The sequence below is a fragment of the Pseudomonas sp. LBUM1676 genome, assembly GCF_059695605.1.
This window is the reverse complement of record NZ_CP166777.1, coordinates 2575678-2596138: the sequence shown is the minus strand read 5'-3', so window position 1 is coordinate 2596138 and position 20461 is coordinate 2575678. Positions and strand designations below refer to the sequence as shown.

At 61.8% G+C, this 20461-nt stretch carries 20 protein-coding genes; 5 read left to right on the top strand and 15 right to left on the bottom strand.

Annotated elements, in window-relative coordinates:
• On the bottom strand, window positions 1–669 hold the full coding sequence (locus tag ACA041_RS12200; RefSeq protein ID WP_497441325.1) for an ABC transporter ATP-binding protein: 669 nt from the start codon (window positions 667–669) through the stop codon (window positions 1–3).
• 353 nt (window positions 670–1022) lie between these two features.
• Here ACA041_RS12200 and ACA041_RS12195 point away from each other — a divergent pair, with 353 nt between their 5' ends.
• Window positions 1023–1415: a hypothetical protein gene (locus ACA041_RS12195; protein WP_497441324.1), complete on the top strand. Its 393-nt coding sequence runs from the start codon at window positions 1023–1025 to the stop codon at window positions 1413–1415.
• Here ACA041_RS12195 and ACA041_RS12190 read toward each other — a convergent pair.
• The 3 genes from ACA041_RS12190 to ACA041_RS12180 all read right to left on the bottom strand — a co-directional run bounded on the left by ACA041_RS12190 (window position 1406) and on the right by ACA041_RS12180 (window position 6238).
• Window positions 1406–2836 carry a sigma-54-dependent transcriptional regulator gene (locus ACA041_RS12190; protein ID WP_497441323.1) on the bottom strand — a complete coding sequence of 477 codons (1431 nt, stop codon included), beginning with the start codon at window positions 2834–2836 and terminating at the stop codon, window positions 1406–1408. The genes ACA041_RS12195 and ACA041_RS12190 overlap by 10 nt on opposite strands.
• Complete coding sequence (locus tag ACA041_RS12185) at window positions 2805–4301, bottom strand: sensor histidine kinase (RefSeq protein ID WP_497441322.1); 1497 nt, start codon at window positions 4299–4301, stop codon at window positions 2805–2807. The genes ACA041_RS12190 and ACA041_RS12185 overlap by 32 nt, the downstream gene beginning before the upstream one ends.
• Window positions 4302–4789: 488 nt before the next feature.
• Entirely contained in the window at window positions 4790–6238 is a 1449-nt protein-coding gene (locus ACA041_RS12180; protein ID WP_497441321.1) for a sensor histidine kinase, read from the bottom strand.
• Between the two features lie 398 nt (window positions 6239–6636).
• Between ACA041_RS12180 and ACA041_RS12175 the strand changes: the two genes are divergently transcribed.
• From ACA041_RS12175 to ACA041_RS12160, 4 genes are read left to right on the top strand one after another with little or no spacing between them, the layout of a single operon-like run.
• Window positions 6637–7983: a hypothetical protein gene (locus ACA041_RS12175; protein ID WP_497441320.1), complete on the top strand. Its 1347-nt coding sequence runs from the start codon at window positions 6637–6639 to the stop codon at window positions 7981–7983.
• Window positions 7984–8018: 35 nt separating this feature from the next.
• Window positions 8019–10268, top strand: coding sequence for an Ig-like domain-containing protein (locus tag ACA041_RS12170; RefSeq protein ID WP_497441319.1), 2250 nt, complete (start codon window positions 8019–8021; stop codon window positions 10266–10268).
• Between the two features lie 60 nt (window positions 10269–10328).
• Window positions 10329–10790, top strand: coding sequence for a curlin (locus ACA041_RS12165; RefSeq protein ID WP_497441318.1), 462 nt, complete (start codon window positions 10329–10331; stop codon window positions 10788–10790).
• 27 nt (window positions 10791–10817) lie between these two features.
• Entirely contained in the window at window positions 10818–12266 is a 1449-nt protein-coding gene (locus ACA041_RS12160; RefSeq protein ID WP_497441317.1) for a curlin, read from the top strand.
• Between the two features lie 129 nt (window positions 12267–12395).
• Here the strand turns inward: ACA041_RS12160 and ACA041_RS12155 are convergent, their stop codons facing one another.
• The 11 genes from ACA041_RS12155 to ACA041_RS12105 all read right to left on the bottom strand — a co-directional run bounded on the left by ACA041_RS12155 (window position 12396) and on the right by ACA041_RS12105 (window position 20460).
• Entirely contained in the window at window positions 12396–12725 is a 330-nt protein-coding gene (locus tag ACA041_RS12155) for a DUF6124 family protein (protein WP_497441316.1), read from the bottom strand.
• A 1226-nt stretch (window positions 12726–13951) separates the two neighbouring features.
• The gene (locus ACA041_RS12150) at window positions 13952–14818 is read right to left on the bottom strand and encodes a CsgG/HfaB family protein (protein WP_497441315.1); all 867 of its coding nucleotides are present in this window, start codon (window positions 14816–14818) and stop codon (window positions 13952–13954) included.
• A gap of 29 nt (window positions 14819–14847) precedes the next feature.
• Window positions 14848–15282 (bottom strand): curli assembly protein CsgF, encoded by a 435-nt coding sequence (locus tag ACA041_RS12145; RefSeq protein WP_497441314.1) that lies wholly within the window; start codon window positions 15280–15282, stop codon window positions 14848–14850.
• Window positions 15279–15668, bottom strand: coding sequence for a curli production assembly/transport protein CsgE (gene csgE / locus ACA041_RS12140; protein ID WP_497441313.1), 390 nt, complete (start codon window positions 15666–15668; stop codon window positions 15279–15281). Before csgE ends, ACA041_RS12145 begins: the two co-directional genes overlap by 4 nt.
• Window positions 15665–16201, bottom strand: a complete 537-nt coding sequence (locus tag ACA041_RS12135) for a type II secretion system protein (protein ID WP_497441312.1) — start codon at window positions 16199–16201, stop codon at window positions 15665–15667. The genes csgE and ACA041_RS12135 overlap by 4 nt, the downstream gene beginning before the upstream one ends.
• A complete protein-coding gene (locus ACA041_RS12130; RefSeq protein WP_497441311.1) occupies window positions 16176–16550 on the bottom strand; it encodes a type II secretion system protein in 375 nt (124 codons plus the stop codon). Before ACA041_RS12130 ends, ACA041_RS12135 begins: the two co-directional genes overlap by 26 nt.
• A 3-nt stretch (window positions 16551–16553) precedes the next feature.
• Complete coding sequence (locus tag ACA041_RS12125) at window positions 16554–17027, bottom strand: type II secretion system protein (RefSeq protein ID WP_497441310.1); 474 nt, start codon at window positions 17025–17027, stop codon at window positions 16554–16556.
• A 2-nt stretch (window positions 17028–17029) separates the two neighbouring features.
• Complete coding sequence (locus tag ACA041_RS12120) at window positions 17030–18877, bottom strand: secretin GspD/PilQ domain-containing protein (RefSeq protein ID WP_497441309.1); 1848 nt, start codon at window positions 18875–18877, stop codon at window positions 17030–17032.
• Window positions 18874–19380 (bottom strand): hypothetical protein, encoded by a 507-nt coding sequence (locus tag ACA041_RS12115; protein WP_497442060.1) that lies wholly within the window; start codon window positions 19378–19380, stop codon window positions 18874–18876. Before ACA041_RS12115 ends, ACA041_RS12120 begins: the two co-directional genes overlap by 4 nt.
• The gene (locus ACA041_RS12110) at window positions 19380–19928 is read right to left on the bottom strand and encodes a GspMb/PilO family protein (RefSeq protein ID WP_497441308.1); all 549 of its coding nucleotides are present in this window, start codon (window positions 19926–19928) and stop codon (window positions 19380–19382) included. Before ACA041_RS12110 ends, ACA041_RS12115 begins: the two co-directional genes overlap by 1 nt.
• Complete coding sequence (locus ACA041_RS12105) at window positions 19915–20460, bottom strand: PilN domain-containing protein (protein WP_497441307.1); 546 nt, start codon at window positions 20458–20460, stop codon at window positions 19915–19917. The genes ACA041_RS12110 and ACA041_RS12105 overlap by 14 nt, the downstream gene beginning before the upstream one ends.
• Between the last annotated feature and the right edge of the window lies 1 nt (window position 20461).

Below are 20461 nucleotides of genomic sequence, written 5' to 3'. Positions count from 1 at the left end.
TCAGCGCTCGTCCGCGCCGGCCAGACGGCCACCCTGCAGCAGCACTTTTTCCGCCAGTCGCGCCGCGACCCGTGGGCTGTGGGTGACCATCAACAAAGTCGTCGAACTGTCGTCGAGCAGTTCGAGCAACAACTTCAACACCTCGTCACTGGTGGCTTCATCGAGGCTGCCGGTGGGCTCGTCGGCCAGCAGCAGTTTCGGTTGCGACGCCAGCGCCCGGCCCAACGCAACCCGCTGCTGCTGCCCGCCGGACAACTGCTCCGGATAACGTCGCAGCACATCAGCCAACCCAAGCCGCTGCACCAGATGCGCCTGCCAACGCGGATCATGGCGCCCCGCCAGCCGCGCCTGGAACGCCAGGTTATCCTCCACGCGCAAGCTGCCAATCAGGTTGAACTGCTGGAACACCAGGCCGATCTCGGTCCGCCGCCAGTTCGCCAGCTGCCCTTCGCTCATCTGTTCCAGCCGATGCGCGCCGCTGATGATGCTGCCACGATCGACCTTGTCCAGCCCGGCGATCAAGTGCAGCAAGGTGCTTTTGCCACTGCCCGACTCGCCCATCAGCGCCAGGCTGCTGCCGGGTTTCAAAGTCAGGTCGACACCCTGCAGCACCGGTAAGGGACCCTGGGGAGTGGCGTAGCTTTTGAAGACGCCTTGAACCGAAAGCATGGGGGCGGGCTCGTTGAAGTCAGTGAGCCTAGGATAGCGGACGGCCACGGCACCGCGTTATCGTTCTTCGCGGGCACATTCAACATCAATGCCAGGCTGAACCATCGCTTTCGCGAGCAAGCTCGCTCCCCCACTGAATCTGCAGCGCACACAGAGTTTGTGTTCGACGAAGATCAAATGTGGGAGCGAGCCTGCTCGCGAAGGCGTCAGCAGGAGCAACACACTTCTCAGCTCAGCTCAGAAACTCAACTGTGAATTTCTCCTTATCCAGGCAACACAAACGCGTGCCCGTATGACAGCTATAGTTAATGGCCTTGGGGAAATGCGGGAATACCGATTTCGCAGGTGCTGCCATGAACAAAACCGATCTGACGCTAGCGTTTGCCCTCTGCCTGACCACCACCGCCACTGCCCACGCGGATGACCTGACCCCCACCACCGACTACAGCAGCGACTTCAACTATTACGGCGAAAACCAACCCTTCGCCCACCCCGCTCCGCCGTCCCTGAGCACAGTGCCGCCGCGGTCGTACATCCCGACAGCCCCCAGGGAGTTCATTCCGATTGCGAGCCAGCACGTGTTCTACGACTCAAGATTGCCGACAGTCGCGGACGCCACCGTAAGGGTGTTCATCCGCTCCTACGACGCCGAACGCGGCGTCTACATCAACGAAGAAGTACTCGACCCGACCTGCCTGCTCGCCTGTCTCAGCCGCCCGGAACAGGCAACCGAGGTCTACCATTGACGTTTGTCCGGGCGTGCGAGGCCGAGTTTTTCGATCCGGTAACGCAGCATGTCGCGGCTCAGGCCCAGCAGTCGTGCCGACTTGGTGACGTTCCAGTCGGTCTTGTCTAGCATCTTGCGCACCATGTCGCGTTCCACCTCCGGCAGGTTCATCGACTCGGTGCCGTTGTAGGCCGGACGCGGTTCGCTGTGTTGGGGTTCCTGCTGGAACGCGAGTGGCTCATCCACCAGGCTCAGGCACACGTTCAACTGGTGGGTGGCAATGGTGTCGCTCTGGGCCAGCAGCACCGTTTGCTCGAGCATGTTGCGTAACTCGCGCACGTTGCCCGGCCAACTGTAGTTGAGCAGCAATTCTTCGGCCTGGTCGCTGAAATGCAGGTTCGGCTTGCCATAGCGTTTGCCATGGGCTGCCAGGAAATGCCGGGCCAGCAACAGGATGTCTTCGCCACGGGCGAACAGGCGCGGCACCTTGATCGAGATGATGCGCAGGCGGAAGAACAGGTCGCGGCGGAACTTGCCCTGCTGGACCATTTGTTCGAGGTTGCAGTTGGTGGCGCTGATCACTCGCAAATCGACTTTACGCTCCTTCACCGAACCGACCCGGCGAATGGTCCGGTCTTCCAGCAACTTCAGCAATTTGGCTTGCAGCAGCAGGTCCATTTCCCCGACTTCATCGAGAAACAGCGTGCCGCCATCGGCCGCTTCCACCAGCCCGACGCGACGGTCCTTGGCGTCGGTGAAGGCGCCCTTCTCGTGACCGAACAGTTCCGACTCCACCAGGTTGGAAGGAATCGACGCGCAGTTGAACTCAATGAACGGTCCCTTGCTGCGCGGACCGTCGAAGTGCAGCGCCCGGGCCACCAGTTCCTTGCCGGTACCGGTCTCGCCTTCGACCAGTACCGGCGGCAAATCAGTGTTGGCCATGCGCCGCTCGGCGTCGAGCAACTGGCCGATGGTGTTTTTCAGATACTGCATGGGCGCCGAGTCGCCGATCAATGCCTGCACCCCGGACTTCTGCGCTTCGCGCTCTTGATAGAACGACAGCGTGCGCTCCAACCGCTCAGTGGCCAGGGCCTTGTCCAGCAGCAGCTTGAGCTCTGGCAGGGCCACCGGTTTGGTGACGTAATGGAAGGCGCCCTCTTTCATCGCCGTCACGGCATCTTCGACGTTGCCGTAGCCGGTCATCATGATCACTTTCAGGTCCGGCGCGCTGATGCGCAGCTTCTGGATCAGGTCGTGACCGCTCATGCCCGGCAGCGAGTTATCCGTCAGCACCACGTCAGGAACGAAAGTGCTCAATTGCTCCAGTGCATCCTCAGCCGAGTGGCAGACTGTCACCTCGAAGTCTTTGCGCTCCAGGTAGGTCTGAATATTCTCGGCGAGGAGTTCATCATCCTCGACCAGCAATATGCTGCGCTCCATATTCCCCTCCCGTTGCCACTTTGAAATTTAGACGTACGCGAGTTCCTTCCTGCTCTTGGCTGGTCAGTTCGACCGAGCCTTCGAAACGCTCCATGATTCTTTTGACCAGGGCCAGGCCTACGCCCAACCCGCCTTGTTTGGTGGTGAAAAACGGCTTGAACACCAATTGTTGCTGCTGCTGGCTCATGCCCTTGCCGGTGTCGCCCAGGATCATGCAAACCTGCCCGGGCTGCGGCGATTCGATATCGATACTGAGCACGCCGCCCTTGGGCATGGCTTCCAGGGCATTGGCGAACAGGCTGTTGAGAATCTGCGTGAGCAAGACCTGTTGGCTGACCACCGGCGGACAGCCCTGTGGCGCGAAACGCACCTGGACATCGCAACGTTTGATCAGCGCGTCGAAGGCACTCAGGGTGTCGTCGATCACCAGCACCAGTTCCACTGCTTCACCCTCGTCATTCACCGGCCGCAATGACACCAGCAACTCGCGCACCCAGCGCGACATGCGATCGACCTGGTTGATAATGTCGCCGATGTTTTTCTGCGCGGACTGGCTGGCAATTTCCTGGGCCAGTTCGGCGCTGGAGCGAATGTTGGCCAGCGGATTGCGCAAGCTGTGGGCCACCGCCGAGGACATTTCCCCCAGGGCAACAAAGGTCTCGTTGGTGACCAACTGTTGCTGCTGGCTCTGCAGCTGCTTGGCCGCACGCCGCACAATCCAGAACAGCGCCAGGTAAATCGCCGCGCCACCGAGCACGGTCGCCAACCAGATGGCCTTGAAACCACGCTGGATGCGTGCCACCAGATCCACCGGTTCCTTGTAGATCTCCACCATGGCGATCACTTTGCTTTTATCGGCATTGAACATCGGGATGTAATTCTCGATGAACAGATATTCGGGCTCGCGCAACATTCGCTGCTCGGGTCGTTCTTCGACAATTTCGTGGTAGCTGGTGGACACCGATTCCTTCATGGCAAAGGACTCGTCCAGCTCGGCATCGTCTTCGATGCGCACCCCGATCAACTCCGGGTTGGTCGACCAGACGATGGTACGGTCCAGGGCATACACGGTGGCCAGCAGAAGGTCCGGCAGGTGCTCCACATGATCGAGAAACTCGACGCGGGCGGCGGCTCGGGTCGCCGGGTCGACGTCGGGATAAGCATGGTCTTCGCGCGGGTCGAGCATTTCGCCCATGGTTCGGTTCGGGTTGATCGCAGCATGGCGGATCTCGGCCTCACCCATGGCCTGGATGAACTGCGCGGTCAGCATGGAATCGCGTTCGATGCTCTCGGTGACCACGAATCGCGTGGAGATATAGCCCAGTCCCAGCGCCACGGCAGCGATGATGAAAAAGCTGCCGAAGGAGAACCAGCGCAGCAAATTGAACGGCCCGCGCCGGCCCTTGCGTTCGGCTGCCGGCGTCTGCAGCGTTGCCGCTGTTTTTTGTTGTTCCAGTGTCTGCATGGGTGGGTCCTGGGTGCTTGCATCAAGCCTTTTCAGCCATGTTTCGAATCAGTGTAGGTGGCATTGTTCGAGACTGATGGCCCCTTTGATAGTATTTAGCCGCTATTGCGATTGCACCGCCAGCAACGGGCGTGGGCGGTTTTTTCAGCGGGTTCGTCGTCATGGGAAGGGGCGGTGGGTTTGGGCTGTCGTTCGTCATCGATGGGGCTGGCATGAAGACTCGCTGTTCCCAGCGTCATCGTCACAAGGACACTCAAAGGCGTCAGGAAGCCGAACCGTCTGAGGGGAAACCGCTTTTTACTGTCCATCACCCGCCGCCTCGAAGTTTGAAGAGGTAGTGGTGATGTGCAAGTAGCTCGCCAGATCTGTAACAGGTTTTTACAAAGTCTTAACAGCTGACAAAACAGTGGCTTATCAACATCAATGTGCCATGATCGGGAAACGATTGGGGAATGGCACCCGCTAACGGGGAAAGTTCACACCCGTTTTCAGGTGAGCCGTTTGAATGAAAGACGGACAGTGGTGCCCTCGCCCTCGAGGCTTTCCAACGTTACCGCGCCGCCGAAACGATCCATGATCCGCTTGACCAGCACCAGTCCAACACCCAGGCCACCGCGCTTGGTGGTAAAAAACGGCCGGAAGGCCATGTTGCGTTGTTCTTCATTCATGCCTTTGCCCGTGTCGCTCACTACCACGCAAACGCCCTGGGAATCGGTCGACTCCAGGGTGATGGTGAGCGTGCCGCCCTTCTCCATCGCCTCCAGGGCATTGGCCAGCAAACTGTTGAGGATCTGCGTCAACTGCACCTGCTGGCTCAGGACCATGGGCGTTTCCCTGGGCTCGAACACTACCTCAACCTTGGCCTTGGCGATCTGCTGCTCGAAGGCCATGAGGCTGTCATGCAACGCCGCCACCAGATTGACCGCCTCCGCCTCGTCGTTGAGCGGGCGCAAGGATTGCAACAGCTCCCTGACCCATTTCGACATGCGATCGACCTGGCCGATGATGTCGTTGATGTTCTTGTGGGCTGCGCCGCTGTCGAATTCCAGCGCCAGTTCAGCGCTGGAGCGAATGGTCGCCAATGGATTGCGCAGACTGTGGGCGACCGCCGACGACATCTCGCCCAGGGCGACAAAAGTTTCATTGGTGATCAGTTGCTTTTGTTGCGCCGCCAGCAGAATCGCCGCCCGACGCACGATCCAGTACAGCCCCAGGTAAATCAGCCCGCCACCCAGCGCGGTGGCCAGCCAGATCAAGACCAGGCCGCGCTTGATGCGGCTGATCAGGTCCTTGGGCTCCTTGTAGATCTCGACCATCGCGGTGACTTTGTCGCCCTCGGCATCGAACAGCGGAATGTAATTCTCGATGAAGATGTATTCCGGGGGGGTGACAAACTTTTGCTCCATGCGATTGTGGTCGACGTCGTGATAGCTGGCCGACACCGGGGTCTTGGTGGCAAAGGCTCGATCCAGATCGCCATCGGCATGGATCGTGGTGCCCATCAATGCCGGATTGGTCGACCAGATCACCATGCGGTCGGGGGCGTAGATATTGGCGAGGATCACATCCGGCAAGTGTTCGATATGGTCGAGGAATTCGCCCCGGGCGTTGGCCCGGGCCATGGGGTCGACGTCTGGAAAGTCCCGGTCGTTGCGGGGGTCGAGCAACTCGCCCATGGTACGAACGTTGGGAATCGACACATGGCGCACCTCGGCGGAGGCAATCGCCTGAATGAACTGCGACGTCAACAAGGCATCGCGCTGCACGCTCTCGGTAATCACGAACCGCGTGGACACCGCACCCAGCGCCACGGCGACCGTGCCGATCACCGCCAGGCTGATCAGCGAAAACCAGCGCAACAGATTGAACGGCTGCTTGCGCGAACTCAGGCGCGTATCGCCCTCCTCCGACTGGAGCGCTTTAGTTGACATGTTCATGGACCTTTCCCGACGTTTCCCCTATAGGGTTATAGCCCACTAATGGCCGTTTGCCCGGCGGCGGGTTTTACACCCTGCAGAGGCTGTAGCGGCGATCACCCAGGTCCGTGCTTACGATGATCGTTCACACGCTCTGGCATCATGGTGCTGATTTTTCGCGCCTGGCATCACCCGCCCCTTATTCCCGACACTCCCACCCCTCCCCTCTATCCCCACCTGCCCCCAATCCTGGGGACAATGGCCCGCCCACTCGAGCGAAGGCCTGACGTCGTTTGTCCGCCGCATGCCCGTGTCCCGGACCTCTCAGGAACGTTTTCGCCGGTTGGTATGGAAGTTGCCGCAACCCTCTCAACTGACCCATTCCCACGGGACAGGTACTCTGATAGAGGGATTAACTCATGCACCCTTTACTGTCCAAAACTGCGACCGCCCTGGTCGTGAGTGCTCTGGCCCAAGGCATCGCTCAAGCGGCGCTGTATGCCGTCGACCCCGGACCTTATCTGCCCGCCAACGGCTCGTTTGCCGCCTGGTATCAGGACACCCACGGTCGAACCCTCGACCTGTGCCTGTCCAAGGCGACCAGTTCCAGGTCTCCCGGAGCACCCGGCGCGCCGTCGTACATGTGTACGTTGCTGCCGACCCCGGGCGTATTCGACGACGCTCAACCGATCGTCTTCCCGACCAACTTCCCTGACGAAGCCTTCTGGTTCACCGCCGACGCGGAAATCGTCGACGCCGCCCGGGGCATCGACCTGTCGTTTGGTACCGCCATCGAAGCCGCCTTCGCCGCCGAAGAACCGGTCGAAGGTGACCAGATGAGTTTTGCCCGGGTCCGTATCCGCGTCGATGTCCCCACCGCCGGCACGTACACCATCACCCACCCTTACGGGGTCGACATATTCGACGTGCCTGCCGGGGGCACCCGGGCGATCAACATGACCCGGGACATCGGCATCGGCTCGCCGAAAACCTACGACGGCGCCCTGCGCGGTGACGTCGGACCCTTCCTGCGCAGCGTCAATGGTCCCTACACCGAGACCAATCCGCTGACCGGTGCGGCCGAGCAATTCATCGGCGACCCGAACCTCGAAGAGGCCATCACCGGCAGCCCGTTCAACACCAACTTCCTTCGCATCGAGGGGCCTAATGGCCTGGATCTGCGTACCACGCTGTTTTCCATCTCCGGCAAATTGTCGACCGTGATGCGGCCGACGCCGATGATCGCCCAGCGCAGCACTTACTCGCGTAAAGCCGGTGAAAGCGCGCCAATCGCTCAGCAGGACGTGTTCGTCATGGCGCCCCCACCACCGGCGACTGTCGGCGTCACCAGCAGCACCCCGGTGCTGAACATGAGCGAAGCCAACACCACCGGCAACTGGTACGCGCAGTCCGCGGCCAACCCGACCTTGCCCAGCACGGTGCAGGTGACCGCCGACAACCACCTGGCGATTCCCACCAGCACACCGACCACCTTGTCCATGGCGCTGACCGACCTGGTGGTGATCCAGCGTGCGGAATACAGCCTCAGCACCGGACAACTGACCCTCGTGGCCTCGACCAGCGACGAAACCTCGCCGCCGGTGCTCACCGCCACCTCCGCCAGCGGTGCCGCCATCGGCGCCCTCAGTGGCGAAGGCGCGGTGAAAACCCTGGCCACCGGGATCTCGCCGATTCCACCGGCTAGGGTTCGCGTGACGTCATCCAATGGCGGCAGCGACACCGAAGAAGTGGTCATCGTGCAATGAACGCTCACATGCCCAGATCCTCATCAGGAGGCATCATGAACAATTGGCCACGCCTGGCGCTCAACGCCCTGGGACTGACTCTATCGCTGTCCGGCAGCGCGTTCGCGCAACTCGCCGCCGTCGACCCCGGCCCCTACACCTATGCCACGGGGAAATTCCCCATGTGGTATCAGGACAACAATCAATTGAAGCTGGAGCTGTGCCAGTCCCGGGCCGCGAGCTCGCGGGTGCCGGTTACCAACCCACCGTCGTACATGTGCATCCTCGCGGCGGAACCGGGGGTCTACGACGACGCCCAGCCGATGATCTTCCCTGACAACTGGCCTGGAGAAGCCTTCTGGTTCGCAGCGGAGACCGCTATCCCGCAAGTCGGCAACAGCGGGTATGAACTGGAAGTGTACGTGGCCGCGATCGAGGCGGCATTCGGCGCCGAAACTCCGGTGGATGGCGATCAGGTCTCCTTCGCGCGGATTCGCCTGCGCGCCTCGGTGCCGACGCCCGGGGTCTATACCATCACCCACCCTTACGGGGTGGAAACGATCAACGTCACCACCACGGGTCGGCGCGCCATCAACATGACCCGGGACATCGGCATCGGTGCGCCGGGGAATTTCAGCGGTGTGCTCAATGGCAACGTCGGCCCGTTCCTGCGCAGCGTCAATGGCCCTTACACCGAGGTCAACCCGGACACCGGCACCGTCGAAACCTTCGTCGGCGACCCGAACCTCACCGAGCAGGTCACCGGCAGCCCCAACAACACCAACTTCGTGCGCATCCAGGGACCGGCCGGGATCATCCAGACCAACCTGTTCACGGTGTCCGGCAAAGTCCTCGACAACCGCGCGCAAACCCCGGTGGAGATTGACCGCGCCACCTACCGCCGCACCCCGTCGGGTCCAGGCACCAGCAGCACCCGGGTCGAAGTCTTTGGCAAATCGGGCAACAGCTCGAGCCTGTGCTTCCGCGAAACCCTCGCCCTGGTGCCCGGCCCACCGCTGTCGCCATGCCTGATCAACATGACGGGCGACAACAATGGCCTGTTCTTCGCTCAGCATCTGGTCACCGGCAATGTGCCTCCGGTCGTGGTGGTCACGGCCAGCAGCCCGACGGGCACCACCCGGCCGACGGCGGTGTCGAGCAAGGTCACGGACGTGGTGAAAATCCAGACCGCTCGCTACAACTGGAGCAATCACAGCCTGCTGATCGAGGCCACCTCCACTGACGAAGTGGCGGTACCGGACATGGTTGCCCAGGGCTTTGGACGTCTGTCGAAGTCCGGCACCCTGCAACGCCTGACCGTCGCCGACCTGCAACAGCCACCCGCCACCATCACGGTCAAATCTGCCGCGGGCGGCAGCGATACCGAGCCGGTCGTGGTGGTCGGTTCGGCACCGGATACCGGTGAGAACCAGGCGCCGCTGGCCGTGGCCGACACCGGCAGCACCAGCTTCGGGGTGCCGATCACCCTCAACCTGCTGGGCAACGACAGCGACCCGGACGGCAACACGCCTCTGAGCATCACCGCACTGACCCAACCGGCAGCAGGCCAGGGCACCGTAGCCTTGAGCGGTACGGCAGCGGTGGTCTACACCCCGCCGGCCGTCGTCAATGCGCCGCTGACCACGACCTTCACCTACAAGGCTCAAGACGTCAAAGGCCTGGCCTCGACCGCTGCGGCGACCGTGACCATCACCGTGGCGCCTAACCAGTCTCCGGTGGCCGTCGTCGACAGCATCGCGACCCAGGGCGTGGCAGTACCGATCAACGTGCTGGCCAACGACACCGATCCGGAAGGCAACGTGCCGCTAGCCGTCGCCAGCCTGACCCAACCAGCGGCCGGTCGCGGCACCGTCAGCACTGACGGCACCGTGATCACCTACACCCCACCGGCTACGGTCACCACGGCCTTCACCACGACCTTCACCTACATCGCCAGGGACAGCTTCGGCGCCCAGTCGGCGCCGGCCACGGTCACGGTGCAAGTCTCGCCAAGACCCGCAGCGGAAACCTTCGCGGTGACCGCGGCCACGGTGACGGCCCGTTCCAACAACCGCTTCAACTGGGACTTCACGGGCACCTCGTCGGTGACCGCCGGCAACACCATCACCGTCCAGGTGACCACCCCGACCGGGCTGGTGACCTTGGGTACCACCACGGTACCGGTGACCGGACGCTGGCGGCTGACGGTGAGCAACAGCACCACGGTGATCCCGTCGGCCAACCCGACAGCGACCATCCGCTCCTCCCAAGGCACCGTGCGCACGGTCACCGTCGCCGTGCAATAAGCCCTCGCCCCACCGATCTGGCCGATCGGTGGGGCAGGCCTCTTCCCAAAGGACACCGCCATGAAAAAGTCGACCGCCACCCTGCTCTGCCTGCTTCTGCTTTGCAGCAGCGCGGGCGTGCGCGCCGATGATTTGATGGAGAACGACGACCTGGCCCAAGGCGCCGACCTCGGCGAGATGCCAGCGCCGATTGGCCAGCAAGCGCTGATCGACCAGAACGGCCAGGCCAACGTCGCGCTGCTGCAACAGAACGGCCAGTCGCTGCTCGGTCGCATCGTCCAGTCGGGCAGCAATCAGGAAGCGTACATCCTGCAACAAGGCAGCGACCTGATGGCGCTGATCACCCAGCAAGGTTCTGGCAACAACGCCCAGATCACGCAAAACGGCAGCCACAACCGCGCGCAGATTTCCCAGAACGGCAACAACAACGACGCCAGCATCGACCAGGCCGGCACGGGGCTCTCGAGCGCCGTGACCCAGTCGGGGAATGGCATGAGCGTTTCGGTCAAACAGTATCGCTAAAGCACTGCACCACTTGGAGGTTTCATCATGTTCAAACTGACGCCACTCACCGCCGCCATCCTGGTCATTGTCAGTGCCCAGGCGATGGCGGATGACAGCCTTTCCACCCAGAACCAGGTCGGGACATCGAACGTCGCCGACGTGAAACAGATGTCGGCCCCTTTAAGTACCGCCACCCAGACACAGCTCGGCGAAGGCAACGACGCGGCCGCCAAGCAAGAAGCCGCCACCGGCACCATTACCCAGGATCAAGTCGGGGACTTCAACGCCGGCTACGCCGAGCAGCTGTTCGAAAACGGCAGCACCATTACCCAGCAACAGGTCGGCGCCTTGAACACTAGCCATGCCAGCCAGTCGGTGGGTACTCTGGGCGGCAACCAGGCGCTGCAACAACAGCAAGGTACCGGCAACTTCTCCCTCATCTACCAGGAATACCAGGACGGCAATACCGCCACCACCTTCCAGCTCGGTGATGGCAACGAAGCCAACATCGAGCAACTGCAGTTCGGTACCGCCAACAACGCGACCGTCATCCAGTACGGCACCACCAACTACGGCACCGCCGAACACGTCGGGCACCTGGCCGGTCAGATCAATATCAACCAGGCCGGCGAAAGCAACTACGCCTACGGCCACCAGACCAATGGTGACGGTGGCACCGTGACTATCAACCAGCTGGGCGCCATGAACGGCTCCGAAGTCTGGCAGGATTCCCAGCTCGCCAGCCAGGCCACCGTCGACCAGATCGGTTCGGCCAACGAAACCATCGTCGACCAGAGCTTCGGCGACAACAACGTCGCCCAGGTCCTGCAAGTTGGCGACGCCAACGCGATCTACGCCGACCAGTTCGAGTCCTTCGGCTCGACCCTGGCGCTGTACCAGCAGGGCACCGGCAACATGCACCTCACCTACCAGAGCGGCACCAACCAAGTGCTGACCGCCAACTCGGTGGGTAACGACAACAAGGTCTACGCCAGCAACTGGAAAGGCCCGCAAGCCGGTGGCCAGTTCGGCAGCAACCAGCGTGCAACCATCAACCAGACCGGCAGCGGCAACATCGCCAACTTCACCCAGGCTGGCGTCGGCCAAATCATGACCACCAACCAGACCGGCACCGGCAACCAGACCAGCGTCAGCCAGGCCGACACCTACAACGAGCTGTACTTCGACCAGAACGGCAGCGACAACATCCTCATCGCCTCGCAACGCGGCCTCACCAACCTGGCCCAGGGCACCAGCACCGGTACCGGCAACAGCACCGAGTACGACCAGTCGGGCACGAGCAACCAGGCGTTCACTACCCAATATGGGGATGATAACCAGATCGTTGTGAAACAGACCGACAGCATGAACGTGGCGTATGTGACCCAGGGCGGGACGGGGAACATTGCCAATGTTGATCAGAGTGGGGTGACGCAGATGGCGACTGTTCAGCAGTATGGGACGGGGAACCAGGCGACTGTTTTGCAGCAGTAATTTCGCTGAAAAAAGAACCGCGACCCCTTTGGGGTCGCGGTTTTTTCTCGCCTGACGCATCCCGTAGGACCGAGCTTGTTCGAGATGACGATAACGCGGTCCACCTGACGATCTCTTGTGGTTGAGGATTTAACCTTGGGGATCGAGGTTATCCAGTGCCCGGTTTACTGCCAGATCAGCCAGCATGATGACCTGCTGGATACCCAACACCATGCTGCGCTGCGGCCCATCCACAAATGTCGCGAAATCACTGGCCATGACACTGGCGGAAGCCAACGACTCACATTCGTGGGCCAGCAGGCTTTCGGTGTCGATGTCCGGGGCGATGACGAACATTGTGCTGGGTTTGTGGGGTGAGAAGACTTTGAGTATGGCGGGTTTGAGGTGAAGGTTGGAGGCGCGGCTGGTGCTAGTGCATTCGGCTTGCGATTCTGGGGGATTCGGTGTCGGTTTGGGCATGGTGAAGATCCTGTAGAAAATGAAACCACCATGACCTGTCGCTAAACAAGTAAGGGTGGCGGCTGTACGAAGGTTAGCGAACCGGGGGTACAGGAGAACCCGGCAGACCCGAAAGTCTCCGACGCACAGCCGCCATGATCAAATTGCAGTCATAAAAAACCTGCAATGAAGATTGGAGTGCTGTTGCTCCCTGTACCTGTTCGGATCGCTAAACCCGATCGCTGAATTTGCAGCGATCCGGCAACGATAGAGTCAGGGTCCAAGGTGCACAAGCCGGCGGATTCTGGCGTAGTTGTGGGCAATGGCGCAAGGCGATGTAGCCCTCAAGTCAGTCCTACAGAAACTTCAGACACCCATAAAAAAATCTGGTTGGCTGTCAGCCGCCTTTGCGGGCAAGCCAGCTCCCACAAGGTCCGGGTAGATCCGCAGAATCAGGTCGGCTTTCAGGCCGCCTTCGCGAGCAGGCTCGCTCCCACATTTTGATCCGGGTACATCCGTAGAATCAGGTCGGCTTTCAGGCCGCCTTCGCGAGCAGGCTCGCTCCCACATTTTGATCCGGGTACAGCCGCAGAATCAGGTCGGCTGTCAGGCCGCCTTCGCGAGCAGGCTCGCTCCCACATTTTGATCCGGGTACAGCCGCAGAATCAGGTCGGCTGGCAGGCCGCCTTCGCGAGCAGGCTCGCTCCCACATTTTGATCCGGGTACAGCCACAGAATCAGGTCGGCTGGCAGGCCGCCTTCGCGAGCAACCTCGCTCCCACATTTTGATCCGGGTACAGCCACAGAATCAGGTCGGCTGGCAGGCCGCCTTCGCGAGCAAGCTCGCTCCCACAGAAGAGCAGATCGGCGCACACTCGCTCGTCACCACTCAACAGGCCGAGCGTTAGCTCGCCTGCAGCTCTTGATCTTGATCCACCCGCCCCTTCGGGAGGCTGAGTGGAGGTGTGCATCCGGGGAGTGGCGCGCAGCGCCGTTCGACGCAGTCGAACACGCTGCATGTAGGTCGTCGCGAAGCAGACCGGAGGGCAGTGTCCCCGGATGGATACCGGAGCGAAGGAACGCCGAGCCTTAGCGAGGGGCCGGACGCCGGGGCGAGCCTTTTTGGGTACTTTTTTGGCGTTTGAAAAAAGTGCCTCGCCGTAAGGGCGAAACCATAAGCGGCCGTTACCGCAACAATGGATATGTCCCCGGCCGCCAAGAACCTGGTCGGCCCGAAGGCCGCCACGTTCACTCATCCTCACCCTCAGGCACCACCTTGGCCTGAGTCAAATACCGATCCAGCGTCTCATCCTGCACCGGCGCAGTCTTGTCCCCCGCCACCTGCCACATCTTGCGATCAATCCCCTGAGCCAGAAGATGCCCCACCGCCGCCTCGATCGCCGACAACACACATAACTGCGCCGGTTCGTTCGTGGTGTAGCCCACCTCAGCCTCAAGCAACTTCTTGAACTCGATAAACTTGAACACCCCGGCGCTACGGGCCACGGAGTAGATGGTCTTGCTGGTCATCACGTTGGCCAGGATCTGCCCGCTGCGCACATCCACCGCCCGCAGGTTCACCGTGACCTGATCCACCCGGTACTCGCGGGAAATGTCGATGCCCAGGTAACGCGCCCCTTCCCCGCCGCTGCGCACGTTGGTGTCGTAGGCGATGATCCCGCCTTCGAGCATCATGTTCGCGGCTTGCAGCGGTGGCAGCTCACCCTGGATATTCATCGGCGTATTAGGCTTTTTCTGCGAGGCGCGGATGATCTTGCGTTCGGTCAGCAGGTTCTGCAGCCCCTCACGCTCCAGCACCACGAACCAGCCACTGGCCTGCATCGCATCCATCAACATGCTCGCCGCACCCTGGGTCACGCTGGTGGAAAAGGAGCTGGCCGGGGTCGGTTTGTACTGCCCGGTCTGATCCCGGAAGCCGTACACCACCGCCATCAACCGGCCCTTGGGTCGTGGCATCTTCAGTAAATCGTAATACGTCGACGCCCGAGGTGTCAGGGTCGGGGTTTCGGTGTCCTGCTCCGCCGACATCGGCTCGCGCAGACTGCACCCTTGTAATGCCGCCAACATCAGCCCTAGCGCAATTATTTTTTTCATGTCCTTAACTCCCCATCGACCGAATCCCCTCAAGGGGCCAGTCCATTCACCAGGATTTCCGAAACTTCACCGGTCACTCGGTCAGTCACTTCAATAGTCAGTGCGCCGGAGTCGTCGATGACGTTGACGATAAAAGCGTCGGTGGACAGGCTCCCCGCGTTGCCGGTGGAGATGTTGTCCAGCAACTGCCCCAGCAACCGCGACTGCAATTGACTGCTGAAGCGTTCGAGGGCTGAAGTACCGGCCAGCGAGGCCCGGTCTTTCAAGTCCGGATCGTCGTAGTCGTTTTGCGCCTGGGCATTGTTGAGCAGCCAGGTCCCGTTCAACGGGTTGCCGCCGAACGACGGGTTGATCGGCGTGTAGACCAGCTCCGTGGCCTGGACCAGGCCGCCACTGGCCAACCCGAGCAAGCAGATGGCGGCCAGTGAAAGTCCGGGGCGGCGCAACAAGATTTTCGTTTTCATAGTTCGTCCCTCTCAAGGTCCGTGGTGTCCTGCAACAAGGCTTCCAGCTTGCGTTTGACGATCTGCCCGCGCACCCAGTCGGCGGCGTCGGACGCCTCCTCCTTGAGCTCCACGGTGTTCGGCGGCAGGAAGCGCCGATAAACCAAACGCTGTTGAAACTCCACCGTCACCAGGCTGCCCCAGCGTGCGGAAGGTCGTTCGCGTACCACCAGGTTGAAATCCATCGGGCTGGTGGCACGCAGGCGTTCGCTGAACGCGTAATAAAATTCGTGGCCGATGTGCGAGATGGTGTCATCGACGATAAAACCCATCATTTCGTCCTCTTCGGTGGCCGCGGCAAAAGGCGTCACCAGCAGCAGGATCAAGGCCAGGCAGAGCTTGTTCATGGCATCACCCCTTGCGGCGTCCGTGACGGACTTTTTGGCCCGGACGCGCCCTCGATGAACGCCTTCTCGGCGACGAACTGCCAGTCCTTGTAGCTGGCCATCCCGGTGAAGTCCGACCATTGACTGGGGAAATCCGCCTGTTTGAGCGGCGTCTCCGTGGCGGCGCTGAACAGGCCGGTGATGCGCCCGTCGAAACCGCGCATCAGGGTCCATTCGCCGCCCCCCATCGGGTCCGGGTACAGCTGGCGGATATGGTGCCTGGCGTTGGGAAAACGTTCGTCCTGCAACAGGTCCGCCAGCTCTTTGGGGTACTGCGCCAGGCCTGGCGAACTGCGGTAATAGCTGCGCAAGGCCTGGGCATACTGGGTACCGACCCAGAGCAACTGGCGTTCACGATCACGGCGCGAGGCGGTCGACCATAATTCGCCGGCACTGGCCAGGCCCATGCCCATCACCATGATCAGGAACAGCACCCCCAGGTAGGTGAAACCCGCCTGGTTCGAAGGCCTACCACTCGGCATAAAGGCTGCCATCACGCGCCCTCCCTGTTGCACCGCTCTTGATATCGGCAACCCCGCCCGCTACACCGTCCGGCGGCGCCACCAGAACCCACAGGTCCTTGCGCTCGGCGATCGGGTCCATCGGCGCGTTGCGCAAGTAGCGTTGTTCCACCAGCTGTTCGAGGGAATCGGGGTAGCGCCCGGTGTCGCCGTAGTAATGGTCCAGTGCCTCGCGCATCGCCGACAGGCTCTGGCGCAGGGTGGTCTCCTTCGAGGCCTCGAGGCTGTTGAAGTAGCGTGGCAAGGCGATGGTCATCAGGGTCGCGATGATTGCCATGACCACCATCAGTTCCAGCAGGGTAAAACCCTTTTCCCGACGCATGATTCACCACTCCCGGTAGGCGATGCCGTTAAGACCCTTGCCGCGCGCCTGGGAGTAAACGTCAAACACGTCTTCGCCCTCCCGCGGGTTTTGAGCCGTACTGTCATAGGAACGCAAGCCCCAGCCGCCTTCGTCGTCACGCTTGACCGGTGCCAGCGGATCACGGGGCACGCGGCGCAGGAAATAGAACTTGGCGCCCTTGGCGCTGCGCACATCGCGCACGCCCTCCACCAGCACTTGCAGGTTCGGTGGATAGCCGCTGTTGTTCAGCGACTTCTCGATGTACCCGGCGTCGAAGGCGCGTTTGTAGGCGTCGATGGCGTCGCGAATCTGGTACAGGGCGGTGCGCAGTTCCTGCTCCTTGCCCCGGCGTACCACCGTCTCGGTCAGGGGCGCGGCCATGCCGGCCAGCAGGCCGATCAGGGCCAGCGTCACCACGACTTCGATCAGGGTAAAACCGCGTTGGGAGGCGTTCATGATCAAGGCTTCTCGATAACGACTTGGGTGGTGGCCGCCATCGGCCGATCCATCGCCTGAGGCACCGCGGAAGTCTCCAGCCGACGGTCCGGCGCCTGGATGTGCATGCTGGTTTCGGTGCCGGTGGGGAATTCCATGTCCGACGGGCTCTGGTACGGCAGGTTGCGCACGATCCGCGGGGTGATCGACAGCACCAGTTCCGACTTGCCGACGGTGTCCTTGTTGCTGCCGAACAAGCGGCCCAGGCCCGGAATGTCGCCAAGGCCCGGAATCTTGTTGCCGGTTGCGCCATGGTCGTTGCGCATCAGGCCGGCGAGGATCTGGGTCTCGCCGTCATGCAGACGCAAGGTGGTCTGGGCGTTGCGGGTGTCGACCTGGACCGGAATCGTGCCTTGGCGAGTCGGCTCCAGCGGGGTGGCGTTACTCACTTCCAGGGCGATCTTGATCGCCACTTCGTTGTTCAAATGCACCGTGGGCTGTACTTCAAGTTTAAGACCGACATCAAGGTAGGTGACGCTTTCGGTGATCACCGGGCCCTGGGTCGACGGCACCGAGGTAGCGCTGATGATCGGCACGCGCTGCCCGATGTGGATGCGTGCCTGTTCGCGGTTGCTGACGCGAATCACCGGGCTGGCCAGGGTGTTGATGTCGTTGTCCTGGGCGTTGATCTTGGCCTGGGGCGATGGCGAAATGCTGATCCGGCTGGAGTTGATGCCTTTGAGCTGATCGAGCAAGGTCACTGCCGAACCGTCGCTGTTGACCACGCCGAAGGTGTTCGGCCACTGCAGGCCGAGGTCGAGAATGCGCTGGGTGGCGACTTCCATCACCTCCACTTCCAGCACCACTTCGGGGTTGGACTGGTCCTGGGATTGCAGCAGCTTTTCCGCCATGCGCACCGCGTCTTCGCTGTCGCGCATGGTCAGGGTGTTGAGGCGTTCATCGACGAACACGTCGCGGGTCTTGAGCATGGTCTTGATCATGTTCAGCGCGGTGTTGGCATCGATGCTGGTCAGGTAGAAGGTGCGCATCACCAGCTCTTGGTAGTCCTTGACCTTCTGCGGCGAGTCCGGGTAGATCAGCAGGGTGTTTTCGTTCACCACTTTCTGGTGCAGCTGGTTCTGTTGCAGCAGCAGTTCCACGGCGTCTTCGATGCGCACGTCGCGCACGAAAATGGTGGCTTTCATGTCCGGGCGCAGGTCTTTGTCGAAGATGAAATTCAACCCGGCGACCTGGGACAGCACTTCGAAAATCACCTTCAGGTTGGCATCGCGAAATTCCAGGGTTACCGGCCGGTCCAGGCGAGTACGCAGCTGTGGATACGCGATCACGTTGCGGCTCTGCACCAGGCGGATGTTGCCTTGCAGTTCCAGCGCGCCTTCATTCTTCGGGTCGAGTTCGAGGATCTGTTTCACCTGGCGGTCGGCGCCGTAGATGTCGCCGCGGCGCAGGTCGCCGCGGGCCAGTTCGAGCTTGTCATCCATGCTGCGCAGGTAGTCGAGCTGGCGTATGCCGTCCTGGGCGCGGCGGTTGTTGGGCTCAATGGTCAGCACCCGGCTGTAGGCCATGCGTGCCGAGCTGAAATCCCGGCGGGCGCGATCGGTGTCGGCCTGGGTCAACAGCGCCGTGATCGCCTTGGCGCGGCCGCTGTTGAGCAGCAGGTGCAGCTCGGTGTCGCGAGGGTTCTCCCGCAGCCCTTCCTCGACCCGGGCCAGGCCCGCTTCGTACTGGCCCTGTTCGATCAGCTCGGACGCTTCCTTGTTGGCCACTTGCGCCGAACTGCACGCGGCCAGCGCTGCGCACAGGCAAAGGCTCATCAGTGCTCCTTTGGTATTACGGCATGATCTGTTCATTGCGCGCTCCCCACAGACAAGGTCTGGGACAAATGCAGAGGCAGGTAGACAAAGCTCAGTTCCACATCGGAAATGCCCTCGATCCGCCAGGTTTCGTCGATCACATCCCCTTTGCGCACGACGTATATTTTTTCGCCGTTCTGCAAAAACACTTGCAGGTCGGAACGGTCATCCAGCTTGCCGATGAACTGGAATGGCATCGGCGGTGCGCTGGGGGCTGGCACCACCGGGGTGACGTTGACGGGTTGTTCGGTGACCGTGGCAAGGGTCGGTGCCGCCTTCCAGCTGCGGGCGGCGAACAGGTCGCCAGCCGGGGTCAGGTCCTTGACCACCGCCGGTTTTTTAGCGACCGACGCTGCAGGCAGTGCACCTCGGGTTTTGCTTGTGCCCGGGGTGGCCACGGTGGCGACCTCCTCCGACGGCATGAAATAGTCGGGCAACCAGGTCAGCGCCGCCGCCACGCCGAAGAACGCCACCCAACCCACTACGCGCTTGGTATTCATCATGACCTCGACAGGTAAAGGGTCATGCGGATCCGCCCGGTCAGGTCGGTGTCGGCGATTTTCTTGCGCTGGAACTCCACGTCCTCCACCACCACCGCCGGCAACTGGCCGAGCAAGGCATGCAGGAAGCGCCGCAGTTGCGGGTAGCTGCCGCGCACCGGCAACAGGATCTGGTAACGGGCCAGGTGGGTCTTGGGGTCGATGCCCAGGGAATATTCACCGCGGGCCAGGGTGATGTGTTCCTGGGCCGCCAACGCGTAGATCTTGTCGATGGCGACGGTGGCCTGCGGCTGGGACGGCAACTTGCTGCGGAAGTCGTCGAGCTGACGCTGCGGCACCACCGGAGCGGCGACACTGCCGTCTTCGACCCGGGCCAGGTACTCGCCGGCTTCGCGGGTCTGCTGGCTGAGGGATTGCAGCGCCTGCCAGTCCGGCATCATCCCGCCCAGGCCATACAGCAGCGCCAGCACCAGCATTGCCAACCCGGCCAGACCGGGCACGCCCAGGCCTTGTAAGTATTCGTGGACGATCAATCTAGGGATTTGCATCACCGATCTCCCAGCTGGCCGACAGGTTGAATTGCACCGGTTGCTCCGGCGATTTGACGACGATTTCGTGGCTGAGCAGCGACACGTCGGACAGCTCGTCGCTGGCCTCGAGGCGCTGGTGGAACTTGAGCATGGCTTCCAGATCCCGTGCCTCGGCGCTGATCCGCACCTGGCCCTTGCGCGCATCCGGGGTCAGGGTCAGCAAGGCGATGTCATCGCGGGGCATGGCTTCGAGCATGGCGAACAGACGTTCCCAGGGCCGACGCAGTTGCTGCGAGACCTTGCGCATCTCGGCCAGGTTCTGCGCCTGTTCGCGGGTCTCGGCCGGCGTCAGGCTGGTCTTGCTGCCGGCGTCGCCGGTGAGGACGCGCTGGGCGGTCTGCAAGTGGCCTTGTTGTTGCGCGGCCTGTTCACTGAGGTGCTGCTGGATGAACACGCAGCTCAGCGTCAGCACCAGGCCACCGGCCAGCAGGCTCCAGCCCAAGGGGCCCGAGCGGCGGCGCGGCTGGAAGTCGAGCATCAGGGCACGCATG